General features: G+C 45.2%; 15 protein-coding genes. 3 read left to right on the top strand and 12 right to left on the bottom strand.

Annotated features, from left to right (window positions below; genetic code table 11):
- The first annotated feature begins 19 nt into the window (after positions 1 to 19).
- On the top strand, positions 20 to 1,432 hold the full coding sequence (locus DW015_RS01335) for a glycogen/starch synthase (protein WP_022287951.1): 1,413 nt from the start codon (positions 20 to 22) through the stop codon (positions 1,430 to 1,432).
- 160 nt (positions 1,433 to 1,592) lie between these two features.
- Here DW015_RS01335 and DW015_RS01330 read toward each other — a convergent pair whose 3' ends face one another.
- The 6 genes from DW015_RS01330 to DW015_RS01305 form a co-directional block, all read right to left on the bottom strand.
- Positions 1,593 to 2,123, bottom strand: a complete 531-nt coding sequence (locus DW015_RS01330; protein WP_022287950.1) for an HDIG domain-containing metalloprotein — start codon at positions 2,121 to 2,123, stop codon at positions 1,593 to 1,595.
- A gap of 233 nt (positions 2,124 to 2,356) precedes the next feature.
- Positions 2,357 to 3,253 carry a radical SAM protein gene (locus DW015_RS01325; RefSeq protein ID WP_117903663.1) on the bottom strand — a complete coding sequence of 299 codons (897 nt, stop codon included), beginning with the start codon at positions 3,251 to 3,253 and terminating at the stop codon, positions 2,357 to 2,359.
- The gene (locus tag DW015_RS01320; RefSeq protein WP_117903661.1) at positions 3,250 to 4,344 is read right to left on the bottom strand and encodes a hypothetical protein; all 1,095 of its coding nucleotides are present in this window, start codon (positions 4,342 to 4,344) and stop codon (positions 3,250 to 3,252) included. The genes DW015_RS01325 and DW015_RS01320 overlap by 4 nt, the downstream gene beginning before the upstream one ends.
- Before the next feature lie 13 nt (positions 4,345 to 4,357).
- Positions 4,358 to 5,239, bottom strand: coding sequence for a 4-(cytidine 5'-diphospho)-2-C-methyl-D-erythritol kinase (gene ispE, locus DW015_RS01315; protein WP_117903659.1), 882 nt, complete (start codon positions 5,237 to 5,239; stop codon positions 4,358 to 4,360).
- On the bottom strand, positions 5,223 to 6,407 hold the full coding sequence (locus DW015_RS01310; protein WP_022287946.1) for an aminotransferase class I/II-fold pyridoxal phosphate-dependent enzyme: 1,185 nt from the start codon (positions 6,405 to 6,407) through the stop codon (positions 5,223 to 5,225). Before DW015_RS01310 ends, ispE begins: the two co-directional genes overlap by 17 nt.
- Positions 6,404 to 6,883, bottom strand: coding sequence for an Lrp/AsnC family transcriptional regulator (locus DW015_RS01305; protein ID WP_022287945.1), 480 nt, complete (start codon positions 6,881 to 6,883; stop codon positions 6,404 to 6,406). Before DW015_RS01305 ends, DW015_RS01310 begins: the two co-directional genes overlap by 4 nt.
- 411 nt (positions 6,884 to 7,294) lie before the next feature.
- On the opposite strand from DW015_RS01305, the gene DW015_RS01300 reads away from it, so the two are divergent.
- Positions 7,295 to 9,535 (top strand): cell wall-binding protein, encoded by a 2,241-nt coding sequence (locus DW015_RS01300; RefSeq protein ID WP_117903657.1) that lies wholly within the window; start codon positions 7,295 to 7,297, stop codon positions 9,533 to 9,535.
- A gap of 51 nt (positions 9,536 to 9,586) precedes the next feature.
- Here DW015_RS01300 and ispF read toward each other — a convergent pair whose 3' ends face one another.
- The 6 genes from ispF to DW015_RS01270 all read right to left on the bottom strand — a co-directional run bounded on the left by ispF (position 9,587) and on the right by DW015_RS01270 (position 13,765).
- Entirely contained in the window at positions 9,587 to 10,060 is a 474-nt protein-coding gene (ispF, locus tag DW015_RS01295; protein WP_117903655.1) for a 2-C-methyl-D-erythritol 2,4-cyclodiphosphate synthase, read from the bottom strand.
- Between the two features lie 31 nt (positions 10,061 to 10,091).
- Positions 10,092 to 11,204: a bifunctional chorismate mutase/prephenate dehydratase gene (locus tag DW015_RS01290; RefSeq protein ID WP_022287075.1), complete on the bottom strand. Its 1,113-nt coding sequence runs from the start codon at positions 11,202 to 11,204 to the stop codon at positions 10,092 to 10,094.
- A gap of 52 nt (positions 11,205 to 11,256) precedes the next feature.
- Positions 11,257 to 11,844, bottom strand: coding sequence for a GNAT family N-acetyltransferase (locus tag DW015_RS01285; RefSeq protein ID WP_117903653.1), 588 nt, complete (start codon positions 11,842 to 11,844; stop codon positions 11,257 to 11,259).
- A gap of 10 nt (positions 11,845 to 11,854) precedes the next feature.
- A complete protein-coding gene (locus DW015_RS01280; protein ID WP_181979810.1) occupies positions 11,855 to 12,268 on the bottom strand; it encodes an EamA family transporter in 414 nt (137 codons plus the stop codon).
- A gap of 121 nt (positions 12,269 to 12,389) precedes the next feature.
- Positions 12,390 to 13,544, bottom strand: a complete 1,155-nt coding sequence (locus DW015_RS01275; RefSeq protein WP_242993196.1) for an aminotransferase class V-fold PLP-dependent enzyme — start codon at positions 13,542 to 13,544, stop codon at positions 12,390 to 12,392.
- Positions 13,541 to 13,765: a DUF3343 domain-containing protein gene (locus DW015_RS01270; protein ID WP_117903650.1), complete on the bottom strand. Its 225-nt coding sequence runs from the start codon at positions 13,763 to 13,765 to the stop codon at positions 13,541 to 13,543. The genes DW015_RS01275 and DW015_RS01270 overlap by 4 nt, the downstream gene beginning before the upstream one ends.
- A gap of 190 nt (positions 13,766 to 13,955) precedes the next feature.
- On the opposite strand from DW015_RS01270, the gene DW015_RS01265 reads away from it, so the two are divergent.
- On the top strand, positions 13,956 to 14,360 hold the full coding sequence (locus DW015_RS01265) for a hypothetical protein (protein WP_117903648.1): 405 nt from the start codon (positions 13,956 to 13,958) through the stop codon (positions 14,358 to 14,360).
- Positions 14,361 to 14,456 lie beyond the last annotated feature (96 nt).

The following is a 14,456-nucleotide window of genomic DNA, read 5'->3' as shown; positions in this document are numbered from 1 at the left end:
TAGGAAAGAGGGTTCGGATATGAACATACTTTATACTGCAAGTGAGGCTTTGCCTTTTATTGCTTCAGGTGGATTGGCTGATGTTGCAGGCTCACTGCCTGCGGCGATCAATGCCGAGGGTCACGATTGCAGAGTCGTGATACCTTATTACAGCTCCATCAGGCAGGAGCTAAAGGACAAGCTGACATATGTTACGAATTTCACTGTGCCGGTGGCATGGAGAAATCAATACTGCGGCGTTTTTACAGGCGTTGTGAACGGAGTGACTTATTATCTTTTGGATAATGAGTATTACTTCCAGAGAAACGGTCTGTATGGCTTTTATGATGATGCTGAGAGATTTATATTCTTCTCAAGGGCAGTTCTCGAGCTGCTGAGATACATCGATTTTAAGCCAAATGTTATAAACGCCAACGACTGGCAGACGGCGCTTGTTCCTGTTTATTATGATATTTTCTACCGCTATCAGCAGGGTTATGAGGATATCAAGACGGTATTTACCATACACAATATTCAGTATCAGGGACAATATGGCTTAGAACTTATCAACGACATAATGGGCATTCCGCTTTATCATACGGATCTGCTTTCATATGACGGTGATGTGAACTTCATGAAGGCTGCCATTGAAACGGCTGACAAGGTGACGACAGTTTCGCCAAGCTATGCTTGGGAGATACTTGATCCTTGGTATTCACATGGTCTTGACAGGGAGCTTGTGAACAAGCAATACAAGCTTTGCGGAATACTCAACGGAATAGATCAGAAGATCTATGATCCTGCAACTGATCCTGTTATTGCTAAGAATTATAGTTTGAATGACAAGACGGGCAAGGCTGTTTGCAAGCACGCTTTGCTCAGCGAGCTTGGCATGGCACATGGAAAAGAGCCTGTTATCGGTATCGTAACGAGATTTGTTTCACACAAGGGTCTTGACCTTATCAAGTATGTGTTTGAGGACATCATCAGGCTTGGCTGCAAGTTTGCTATTCTTGGTTCGGGCGAGAAGATATACGAGGACTTTTTCAGCGAAATGCATTATCGTTATCCTGACAGAGTGGGTCTGACCATTGGTTTTGTGCCTGAGCTGTCCAAGAAGATATACGCTGGTGCGGATATGTTCCTTATGCCGTCGCAGAGCGAGCCTTGCGGTTTGGCTCAGATGATCGCTCTGAGATATGGTACTATACCTATCGTAAGAGAGACAGGCGGTTTGAGAGACAGTATCCATGACGCAGGCGACAAGAATGGAAACGGCTTTACTTTCAAGTCTTACAATGCACATGATATGCTTGACGCTGTTGTTAGAGCCAGGGCATACTATGATGACAAGATGAAGTGGGGCAGACTTGTGAACACTGCGCTCAAGCAGAATTTCAGTTGGACAAAGTCCGCCAAGGATTACATTGCACTTTACAACGACATTCACTAAACACCAATATCCGTTTATTTTGCCTGATAAACGGGAAAGACCGTCCCTTATCTTAGGGGCGGTCTTTTTTACGTTTAAACAAGAGTACGAGAAATTGTACAGATGATCGTATATATAAAGGTACAAAAAAGCGGACAGGTGTGTGCCTGTCCGCTTTGGTTTAATGCTGTTTTGTTCGCATTGCTTTCGCTTTTTCTTTCATTTTCTGACCCAAATAAGAGCCTATTTCCAACATTGCGGTGTATTTGTCGATACACACGATAACGTAAGATTCAGCGTATTTAGGGAATTTCAGGGTCAGCGGCCACATATGCTTGACTATCATATCCTCCTCACGCTTGCCTATCTCAAAATGCTGTTTCGCATTGTTGAGTGCGACCTTTGGGTGGGTCATTCCGTGAGGCATTTCGCCTTTTTTCTTCTCACGATCCCGCCAATCATAAAGAAACAGATCGTGAAGAAGACCTGCTCTTGCTGCGGATCTTGAATTTAGTCCCAATTTTCTGCAAACGAGATAGTTATAGTAGGATACATTGATGCAATGCTGATAGCAAGTCGTACTATAGTGATGACGAAAATTTTTCATTTCGTTTACAACATCGCTGTCAAGCAGGTCCTTTACAAACTCAAAATACTCCTTTGCTTCCTCGGAATTTTCAATGGAATATCTTGAACCGAAAGCCTTTGACATTTGCATGACCTCTTTTCGATAACTTATATGCAGGCGGCAATTTTGCTGCCCTTTTTACGGTTGGTGACTAATGTTTACCCCATAAGTTACCCCATTCAAGTTTGTTTTACCAAACTTACATTAACATTATAAACTTTTTTGTTCAAAATGTCAATAGGGAATGTATAACAATTTTATTACAAAAAATATCGGGCTGTCTATGTTAGCATGACAGTCCGATAAAAAATTGCATATCAGTAGTATTTTTCGTCATAAAATTTGGGGATAAAATCTTTGGCGGCGGAGGTGCGGCTTTGGACAAAACCCTCGAAACCGTATTTGTTCACGGCGTCAATGACGGTGTTATACTCGAAAGTTGATGTCTTACGGCAAAGCTCTTTGTAGTCAAAGGCTTTATACACGGGGGTGAACTGGCTCATAAGACTTATCATTATCTCGTTTTTGGCAAAATTTTTGCCCAGCCACTCCATAAGCTTTATGGAGTCTTTACGGTGGGTAGGGAGGACAAGGTGTCGGACTATTGTGCCGCTCTGCATTATGCCCTTTTCGTCAAAGGTTGGCTTGCCTGAAAGCTCCGCCATTTTATGTATTGAAGCAGCGGCGTTTTCAAAATAGTCTGCGGCTTGGGAATATTTATCCGAAATTGTAGGGTCAAAATATTTAAGGTCGGGTAGAAATATCTGCACATAGCCACGAAGAAGCTCCAGCGTTTGGGGCTTTTCATAACCGCCGCTGTTATAGACCACGGGGATAGTGAGCTTACCTTTACAGAGGTCGAGCACTTTGATTATTTGCGGAACGAAATGAGTGGGATTGACGAGGTTTATATTGTTTGCGCCCATTGATTGAAGCCGCAGAAAAGTGTCTGCAAGTTCTTGCTCGGTAAGCTCAAAGCCTTTGCTCTGAGCGGATATTTCGTAGTTCTGGCAGAAACAGCATTTCAGACAGCAGCCTGAGAAAAATACTGTGCCTGAGCCTTTTGTGCCGCTGATACAAGGTTCTTCCCACATATGAAGCTCGGCTCGGGCTATCCTTACTTTGGCAGTTTCACCGCAGAAGCCTTTATGCTCGTATCGGTTCACTTTGCACTCTCTTGGGCAGAGGGTACAGCTTTTAAGGATATCGTTCATGCTGCTGTGTCAACTCCGCCTATTTTGGTGTAGGAGTCAGAGGATAGGTCGCCTGATGAGTCTGCGTTTTTGTCAAGCGGGATCTCAAACTGGAATGAATCTGTTATCCAATCGTCATTCTGGAAGCAGGCAGTGAACGTGGTGCGCTTTGAATCGGCTGGGACGAGGAACTTGATCGTATAGGTCATATCGTCGTCGTAGTCGCTTTCACCGGGGAAGAAGTTGTTTGAGAAAAATGAATTATCGTTTTCGTCATAGGCGGTGTTGTAGGCAAAGGTAAATTTAACCTGTCTGTCGCTATCACTGACATTAACATCAAGGTCGAGATCTATTTCCCATACTGTGTCACCGCTTATAATACCGCCTGAAAGGGAGTTTCTTTCCTCATCGGTCAGGTCGCTTACTTTACGTTCGGTGAGAGTATAGCCTTGATACTGAACGCTGTAGGTACCGTCCTCAGCGTCTTGCGCTACATAGAGGTTGGAATGGTCGGTGTAGTCATCTTCGGCTTCACTATAGGTATCGTCATAATCGTAGTCATAGTCATAGTCGTCATATCTGTCGGAGATGAGCTTGCTTGAAAAAAAGCTAAAAAGTGTGGGGATAACGGACATGAGGATAATGATTATAACAACGGCGGTGACGCAGCCTTTGCCGCCATTCTTTTTGTTAGAGTGATTTATGTTCGTGGCGTTGAAGCTATAGGAGCTGTTGTTTGGGCGGTTATAGCTTGCACGCTGTTGGCTGTAGTTATTGAGGGCGGCAAGCTTTTCGGCTCTTGAAGCTGAATAGCTTGGTGGAGGGGTCGGGTTTTTAGGTGGGGTATAGGTGCTTTGGAAATTCTCGTCCCTTGATTCCTCTTTACGTTCCTCGGACACGAAATCGTTCTTTTCTTCTTTGAAGGTGTCATTTTCAGACTGACCGAACCAGCCGTCCTGCTCGTTATCGGCACGGAGATCATGAGAGTGCAGGTCACCTGAAAAGCTGTTACAGCTTATATCCTCGTCACGGGCTGTGAAGCACTCAGGACAAATTATCTCATCGTCGCTTTTAAATCTGTATCCGCAAATTCTGCATTTATTTCTGCTCACTTATTTCACCTCATTAATATACAAATTCCCAGCCCTGCTTTACAGGCTGACAAACGCACTTATAGCTCCAGCCTGACAGCTTTTCTGCGGCTGTTTGTGCGGAAGCGATGTCGGGGAAAACTCCAAAAACGGCTGAGCCGCTTCCTGTCATAAGGGCGGAGAGCGCTCCGCTGTTTTTAAGCTCCTGCACTGCATGAGCTATCTCCTCACGGTCGGCGGCATATTCCAGCACATTGAAAAGGTTTGAGCATATGCCGAAAAGCTTTCCGCCGCCGATATATCTCAGCAGGACGTCCATATTACAGCGTTTTGGGTTTGAAATGCTGTCATACTTTTTGAAAGCTTCTGGGGTGGAGATACCCACATCGGGCTTTATTATGACAAAAGCGCAGTCGGGTGAGGGCAGGTTGCTCATTATTTCGCCAACGCCCTGACAGAGCCTTGTGCCGCCTGTAATACAGAAAGGCACGTCTGCACCCAGAGCCACGCCTATGGAGCAGAGCTGTTCATCGGTGAGCCTTGTATCAAACATGAAGTCCAAGGCTCTAAGGGTAGCGGCGGCGTCTGCACTTCCTCCGCCCATGCCGGCTTGTGAGGGGAGGTTTTTATCCACATTCACTGTTATTTTACAGCCGAAGTCGATATGGGTGAAGTCGGCAAAGGCATGGTAGGCTTTTGTGATGATATTATCATCGCCCTTTGGAAAGCTGTCAAGTTTGCAGGTAAGCTCTATGCCCTCGCCCTCAGAGAGTGTGAAGTCCAAGAGGTCGAAGCAGGACACTGACTGCATGACAGTATTTAGCATATGGTAGCCGTCATCACGTTTACCAACGATGTCCAATGCAAGATTTATTTTTCCGTAGGCTTTTATTTTTAAATTACTGCACGTTACCATTTTTGATATCCTCTAAAAATTCTCCGATACGTTTGATAGCCTCTCTCAGGTGGTTAAGGGAATAGGCGTAGGAGACACGCACATAGCCCTCTCCGCACTCGCCGAAAGCATCTCCCGGCACGACGGCTACCTTTTTGGTGTAAACAAGTTTTTCGCAGAAGTCGGTGCTTGTCATGCCTGTGCTTTTGATACAAGGGAAAACATAGAATGCGCCTTGTGGTGCAAAGCATTTAAGACCAAGCTTATTGAAAGAATCCACCACAAAGCGACGGCGGATATTATACTCGTTACGCATGGCATCTATATCCTTCTGACAACTGTGCATGGCAACGATAGCGGCATACTGGCTGACAGTAGGGGAGGACATGATAGCATACTGATGAAGCTTGAGCATTTGGGACACTATCTCTTTTGGTCCGCCAAGGAAGCCAAGCCGCCAGCCTGTCATTGCAAAGCTTTTGGAAAAGCCGTTTATGACGATAGTACGCTCACGCATACCCTCTATTTCTGCGATAGAGCAATGCTTGCCTGAATATGTAAGCTCGGAATATATCTCGTCTGAGGCTATCATGATATTGGTATCTTTAAGCACCTTTGCGATAGCTTCGAGATCCTCACGGCGCATTATCGCACCTGTTGGGTTATTAGGATAGGGCAGGACAAGGAGCTTGGTTTTGTCGGTTATTTTTTCACGAAGCTCGTCTGCTGTAAGTCGGAACTCGTTTTCTTCCTTTGTTTCTATGACCACGGGAACGCCGCCGCATAGGGAAACGATAGGACGATAACAGACAAAGGACGGTTCGACTATAAGGACTTCATCGCCGGGTTGGATAAGGCATCTTATGGTAAGGTCGATAGCTTCAGAACCGCCAACAGTGACGATTATTTCCTTATTAGGGTCATAGCTTGTGTGGATAGTACGCTGAAAATACTTGGCTATTTCTTCACGGAGAGCGATCAGACCTGCGTTTGCAGTATAGCAGGTCTTGCCTTTTTCCAAAGTTGAGATAGCTTCCTGACGTATTAGCCACGGAGTTTTGAAGTCAGGCTCGCCAACGCCAAGGGAGATAACGCCCTCCAGCTGCTGTGCGATATCGAAAAATTTTCTGATACCTGAGGGCTTCATTTCCTTTATGGCAGGGCAAAGCACTTTATTATAATCTATCATGGGGAGATCAAACCTCTTTCGTCTTTATCATCTGTGCTTATCATGATGCCGTTGTCTTTATAGACCTTTAGCACGAAGTGTGTGGCGGTGGACTGGACAGCGTCGATAGTGGCAAGTCTTTGGGAAACAAACTGTGAGATATCCCTGATGTTTGCACCGTTCACGGCAACGATTATATCATAAGCACCTGACATAAGGCGGACGGACTCCACCTGCTCATAGCTTGCGATCTGGTTTGCTATCTCGTCAAAGCCTGACTGTGACTGTGGGGTGACTTTAAGTTCTATAAGAGCGAAAACTGAATTAGGGTCATAGGCACTTTCGTCAACGATCGCGGAATAGCCCTTTATTACGCCGTCTGCTTCAAGCTTGGCGATATCCGCTGCAACCTGCTCTTCTGTTTTATCAAGAAGAACGGCAAGCTCACTGTTTGTGATACGGGCGTTGTTTTTCAGTAATTTTATAAGCTGATCCATAAATAAGCCTCCTTTAGATTTATAAATATACATAATATATTATAACATATTATCTGTATGAACGCAAGTATTGTGATGTAAGAAATGAGTAATTTATCTGTCAGAATAGACAAAGGGGAGGGCGAGAAAGCTTGTGGCGTGGGGGTCGTGGCGTAGCTGAGATGTTGTGGGGTGGACGGGCGAACGTTGTTCGCCACTACAGATAAATTGCGGTCACGAGAAATTGTAGGGGCTGGAGTCCTTGACAGCCCATTTATCTTGGGTATTTGTTTTATGAGCTATACAGTTATTTGGACTGTGCAGCTTTTTATGTGTGAGGGGTGTGAAAATTGGGGCGGCGGTATTGAAATTATTATTTTGTTGTGATATAATTGTACTAACTAGAACTGTGTAAATTCAGGAAGGATCTTTATGAGTATAAACAGCAATGAGGGCAATGATTTTTGCAACAGATATAATGAGGTGCTGAAAAGCGATAAGAAAAAAATGATCGCTGTGGCTGCAGCTTGCACTATCGTTATGGGAGCAGGCTTTGGCGGATATTTATATTACGGCGCTTATTATGCTTCGGGCTGGCACACCCATGACGGCTCGACTTATTATATTGTCAAGGAGACGGGCGAAAGGGCGCTTGGCTATCAGATAATAGACAACACCTGCTATCTTTTTGACGACAAGGGCAACGCTATGGCTGACGGCTGGCACAAGTATCGTGGGGACACTTACTATGTCAAAGACGGCGTTGTTCAGCGTGGAAAAATGAAAATAAAGGGAGAGGAATATTATTTCTCTGAGGAGTCGGGTATTTTCAGGACTGGTCTTTGCGAGATAAACGGCGGTGAATACTACTTTGACGATCACGGCTTCCCTGACACGGGTTTTGACAGCGACGGCGGTTATTACTATGACGAGAGCGGCAAGCGTGTGACAGGCTGGGCAAAGATAAACAATGTTCAGTATTATTTTCTCAAGAGCGGTGAGATGGCCAAGGGCTTTGTTGAGATAGAGGGCAAGATATACTATTTTGATGATGACGACGGTCACATGGCCACAGGCTGGCAGGACATTGACGGAAAGAAGTATTATTTTTCTGAGAGCGGTGCTGTTCACAAGGGCTGGATGGAGCTTGAAAAGAAGTATTACTATTCTGATGAAGCTACAGGGGCTTGCGCTCAGGGCTTTGCGGAGATAGACGGTGAGAGCTATTATTTCAATGACAGCTGTGAAATGGTCAAGGGCTGGATAACAATTGACAAGAACAGATATCATTTTGCTGATGACGGTAAAATGACTAAGGGCTGGTATGAAGAACCGCCTGAGAAGTATTATTTCAAGGGCGACGGCTCGGCAGGCAAGGGCTTTACCAAGATCAAGGACAAGTATTATTACTTTGATAAGAAAAATCGCCTCCTCTCCGGCTGGAACGAGATAGGCGGAAATGTTTATTACTTCGGCAGAGGCGGCGTTGTGGCTGACGGCTGGGAGGATATTGACGAAGATACTTACTATTTTGATAAAAAGACCCATGTGGCGGCGACAGGCTGGACGAATACGGATCAGTACACTGATGATGAGAAAAAGAAAATAAAAGAGTTCAAATCCAATGTTTCAAAGCTTGTGAAGTTTGAGAAGGACGATTACAAAAAGGACGAGAAGCCTGACGAAAAAGAGACCCAAAAGCTTGAGGAGCTTGCGGACAAATTCGGCGAAAAGACATTCAATGCTTATGACAGAAAGGTTTATGAAAAATTCGGTGGGGCGGTGTTCTATCAGTATTATTTCTACTCTGATCACACTCTTTGCACTGGATTTCATAAAATAAACGGCTATTACTTCTACTTTGATGAGGAAACCGGCAAGAAGGCTACGGGCTGGAAGACCATTGACGGAAAGAGATATTATTTTGGTCTGACAGGTGCGGCGGCTGTTGGCGAATTTGAGGAGGACGAGGACAAGAAATACACCTTCTCAAACGAGGGCGTGCTTGCAGACGGGATCGTTAAGATAGACGCTGAATGGAAGTTCAAGAAAGAGGACGGCTCTTGGGCTAAGTCGGAGTTTGTTACTTCAAAGGGAAAAATTTACTACATTGGTGAGGACGAGGCTGCACTTACAGGTTGGCACACTATTGAAGACAAGCTGTATCATTTTGACAATGACGGCAAGCTTTCAAAGGGGCTGTTCAGTGATGATTCAGGGCTTTACTACATTGACAAGAACGGCGCTCAGAAAGACAAGTGGGTAACAGCCGGTGACAAGACCTATTATTTTGACGGCGATGGCAAGGCAGTTTCAGGCTGGAGAGAAATAGACGGAACGGAGTTTTATTTTGACAGCGATCATGTTTTGCAGAATGAATGGACGACTATTGACGGAAAGAAATATTTTCTGCAGAATGGTGTTGCGTTGAGAGGTCCTGTGTATATTGACGACAAGTATTACAACTTCGGTGAGGACGGCTATCTGAAGTCAGGCTGGGTAAGCTGGCGTGGGCAGAAGTTCTACAACAACAAGAACGGCACTGTTGTGACAGGTTGGAAGAAGATAGGCGGAAAGCGATATTATTTCAATGATTATGGCATGATGCTCATAAACACTACTGTTGACGGATATAACATTAACAATGACGGAGTTGCGCATAAGGCAAAGTAGCAATAAAAAAGGACTGCTGTGGTTTAAGACAGCAGTCCTTTTGGTTTTGTATCAAATTTTTTCAAGCAGGCAGACCGCTGTGGCGGATATGCCTAGTTCCTCGCCTGTGAAGCCTAGTTTTTCTTCTGTGGTGGCTTTAACTGATATTTGTGAAATATCGCAGCCGCAGGCTTCTGCTATACGCTCTCGCATGGAGGTGATATAGGGGGCAAGCTTCGGCTTCTGTGCGCAGATGGTGGAGTCTATATTGCCTATTTTCCAGCCTTTTTCGGTCATAACGCTTATGACTTTTTCCATGAGCTTCATACTGTCTGCACCCTCATAGTCGGGGTCATTATCGGGGAAAAGCTTGCCGATATCGCCCAGTGCCAATGCACCAAGTATGGAATCCATTATGGCGTGGGCAAGGACGTCTGCATCGGAATGTCCTAAAAGTCCCTTTTCATATGGTATATCCACGCCGCCGAGAATGAGCTTTCTGCCCTCGGTCAGTCTGTGGACGTCATAGCCGTGTCCTATACGCATTTTTGTTCCTCCTGTCCTAAAAATCGTACTGTTAAATTTCCTCGTAGTTGCCTAAAAATTTGAAATATGAAAGCTCTGAATTAAGCTCGCTCATAAGCTTTGCCACGTCCGGAGAGGTTATTGCTCCCTCAAAATCGAGATAGAAAACAACGTCAAAATCGGTGTTTGCGATAGGGCGGCTCTCTATCATGGAAAGGTTAAGACCTGCCACGGAGAATTTGGTGAGAAGTCTGTAAAGTGCAGATGAGGTATGTGGCAGAGCCAAGGACACTGACACGATGTCAGCATTTTCCGAGCAGAGAGTTTCCTTCGAGATGAGAATGAATTTAGTGTAATTCTCGGCGGCGTTGGCTATATTATGCCTGAGTATCTCAAGGTCGTTCTGCTGTGCGCAGGCTTCTGAGCAGATAGCGGCATATGGTTCATTGCTTTCTTTTATGTAGCACGCCGCAAGTGCAGTATTTGCGTATTTATGGCTTTTAAGTCCGTTCTGAGAAAGAAACTCAGAACACTGACTGAGTGCCTGCTCATGGGAATAGACTATTTTGATATCCTCAAAGCGTGTGCCTTTTTTTACGGCAAGGCAGTGGGAGATCTTTACCTTAGTTGCTGCGCATATCTTGAAGTCATGCTTTTTCATAAGCTCGTAGGTCTGACCAACTGAGCCTGCGGTGGAATTTGCTATGGGAAGTATGCCGAAATCCGCTGAGCCGTTTTCAACTGATGAAAAAACGTCCTCAAAATCTTCAAAGAACATTGGCTCAAAGTCGCTGAATATCTGCTTGCAGGCTATATGTGAATATGAGCCTGTGGTACCCGGTACAGCGACTTTTTTATGGCCTGTCAAGTCCAACTTTTTGTACTCTATCTTATCTGAGTCTGCAAAAAACTCCTGGTACTGACGGCACTTTGAAATATCCATGATGTTTTGGAAGAACACTCTTGACGCACTTTCCAAGCCCTTTGGTGAGCTTTCTGTTACATGGTCAAGTATCTCGTTTTCACGCTTGCTCTGAAAAACAGGCATATTGTTTGCTATCTTATACTCAGCCACCTTGAAGCTTATCTGCATTCGCTTATTGAAAAGCTCCTGAAGCTGGCTGTCTATATCGTTTATTTCATTTCTTAATTCCTGAAGATCCATTTTTACGCTCCCTAACAGACAGAATGGTATTATTTTATCATATTTTCTGCCTTTATTCAAGAACTATTTTGTTAATTAAGGCTTTATCGAGTTTGGAAAATGGGATAACGGGCAGAGGGGTGGTATCGGTCTGGGTGAGTATTTTTTCGAGCCAAACCATATGATAGCACTTGTTGAACTTAAAGGCACATCTATGGAAAGTGCCCACTATGGCATAGCCCATTTTTTCATGGAACTTTACGCTGTCAAAGGTGAGATACTCGTCTTCTTTTTCGGGATAGGCGACGCAGGCATAGAGGTTCGTTATATGCTGTGCCGCAAGGAGCTTTTCAAGGGCGGCGTAGAGTTTTGCACCTATGCCTTTGCGGTGAAGTCCTTTTTTTACATAGACTGTGACTTCAACCGACCAATCATAGGCGGCTCTGTTTTTGAAAACGCCTGCATAGGCGTAGCCTGCTATTTTGCCGTTTTCTACTGCGGCTATGTAGGGATAATTTGCGGATATGCGGCGGATCCGGTCGGAAAACTCCTCCACAGAGGGGACGTCATACTCGAATGTTATGGCGGTGTCCTCAACGTAGGGACGGTATATTTCAAGAAGCTCGTGAGCGTCCTTCTCGGTAACTGGTCTTATTATCATGGCGTTCTCCTTATAGTACCATTAATACTGTGCCTGCAGTGATAAGCACCGCACCTATGGCTGATTTTACTGTGAAGTCCTCGTGGAGAAATATCACTGCAAGGATAAGGGTGATGACAACGCTGAGCTTGTCTATGGGGGCGACCTTTGAAACGCTGCCCATTTGGATAGCCTTATAATAGCATAGCCACGAAGCACCTGTTGCAAGTCCTGAAAGGATAAGGAATACCCAGCTTTTTCTGCCTATAGAGCCTATACCGCTTTGTGCGTGGGTGATGAACACCATGAGCCATGCCATAGCAAGCACAACGCAGGTACGCAGTGCGGTGGCAAGATTTGAGTTTACTCCTTCAATGCCGACCTTTGCAAGGACAGAGGTGAGCGCTGCGAAAACAGCGGAGAGAAGCGCAAACACGAACCACATAATACCACTTTCTTTCGTGAAAAAATTGTTTGCTCATGCTTTATTATAGCACCTAAAGGTGCTTTTTGCAATAGAATGAGCGGCAGGGCGTGATATTTTACATCAGACCTGCCACTTATGCTTAGTTATTTGCGGCAAATATTTTTATTGTTCGTGAAAGTGCTGTTACCTGCTGAGGGGTACTGAATGCAGAGGGTGAGAAACGTACTGTGCCTTGCTCTATTGTGCCGAGGGTGGTATGGGTGACGGCGGCACACTGAAGTCCTCCACGGAGGGCAAAGCCTTTATCGCTGAGATAGGAGGCGATCTCAGCGGAAGGGATATCACCGATGTTAAATGAAAGTATGGGGACTTTCTTTTGGTCTGCTTCATAGAACTTTATTTTGTCTATGTCTGAAATTTGTTCGTAGAGCTGTCTGCAGAGTTTTTCTTCGTGGGCTTTCATTACGGCAGGGGTCTTTTGGCGGACGAACGTTAGTCCCTCGCCAAGACCGATAATGCCCACTGTGTTGATTGTGCCGCTTTCAAGCTTTTCGGGTAGGAAAGGAGTCTGTTCAAGCAGGGCGGAGGTCGCACCTGTTCCGCCCTCGATTATGGTAGACAGAGAATACTCGCCGTCTGAGATAAGAAGCCCTGTGCCTGTTGGTCCGTAGAGGGCTTTGTGACCTGCGGTGCAGAGAAAGTTGAAGCCGTCTGAGAGAGAAAGCTCCAAAAGCCCGCAGGCTTGTGCGCCGTCGGCTATAAAGCATATGCCGTGGGCTTTGCAGAGGGCGGCTAATTCACGGTATGGCATGAGCCTGCCTGTGACGTTTGAAGCCACTGTACAGCAGATACACTTAGTTTCGGGGGTTATAAGGCGGCGGAAGTTTTCTACTGTTTCGCCGTCTGTTTCCCCTGTTCGGGCAATAGAATATTTCACGCCTCTTGTTTTTGAAAGGGCATAGACGGGTCTCGCTACTGCGTTATGCTCGTGGTCTGAGATTATCATATGACCACCGTACTGCATGACACCTTTTATCGCCATGTTAAGGGCATAGGTACAGTTGGCGGTGAAAGCCACGTTTTCGGTCTGTGCTCCAAACATTTCTGCCGCCTGCTGTCTGACAGCGAATATTTTTTCAGCTGCTCGCATGGAAAGCTTGTGACCGCTTCTGCCCGGGTTGCCGCCATAGCGTTCCACTGCCTGAGCGACGGCTTTTGCCACGGCAGGGGGCTTGGGGTAGGTGGTGGCGGAATTGTCAAAGTTTATTATGCTTCGGGTGTTTATTTTTCTCACCTCTTTTGCTCGAATATCACGTTTCTGAATGGTATGCGCTCTTTTTCAAGTATGGCTGTTATTTCTTCTGTGGGTGCGGTGACGGCTATGGAGTAGCCACAGCCTGTGCCAAGGTCCTTCGGGGTGCGCTGTATTTCGCAGTAGTATTTTAAACTGTTCAGCAAGTTTTTTGCTTTCATTGCATAGGTTATGGAAGTCATGGCTATAAGACTCTTTTTCATTTTGTTGCTCCTTTATGCTGTACTTGTCCGTATACGATTTTACGAATACACTTCAGTATATGCCGTTCACTGTTTGAGGGTGAACGCTGAAAGTTTTGTGAAAGGTAGGTGAAATTTGATAAAAGTTAATAGTCAGTTTAAATTTCGGGTGTACTATTTATAATATAAAAAAGAAAAGAGGTAAAAGCTTATGAACGGATTTATGTATAAGGTAGCGAGATTTTTTCAGGGCAGATATGGTATAGACAAGCTTTTTTACGGCATTTGCGGTGTGGCTGTGGTGCTTAGTGCGGCAAACTTGTTTGTAAGGTCGCTTGTTTTACAGCTTATGGTATATGCTGTGCTGGTGCTGGCGGTGGTGAGGGCAATGTCAAGAAACTGCCAGAAGCGATACGAGGAGAACATGAAGTTTGAGAGGGCTTTCGGGGGAATTGGCAGGAAATTTTCATTCTGGAAGAGAAAGTTCGCTGACAGAAAGACCCATGTTTATATAAAGTGCGGTGTATGCAAAAAGACGTTAAGGCTTCCAAAGGTAAAGGGTGAACATACTGTGAAATGCCCTAACTGTGCAAATAAGTTCAAGGTGAAGATCTGACCTGTTGCGGAATTTGCGGAAATGTGCTATACTATATAATATAGTATGATACTGTAGGGGTGCAATGACAATGGGCTGTCGAGGACGCCAGCCTAC

The sequence above is a fragment of the Ruminococcus sp. AF37-20 genome (assembly GCF_003460465.1).
GTDB classification, from domain to species: Bacteria; Bacillota; Clostridia; order Oscillospirales; family Ruminococcaceae; genus Hominimerdicola; species Hominimerdicola aceti.
Note: the sequence above shows the minus strand (reverse complement) of the source record. Positions and strands in the feature narration are given on the sequence as shown.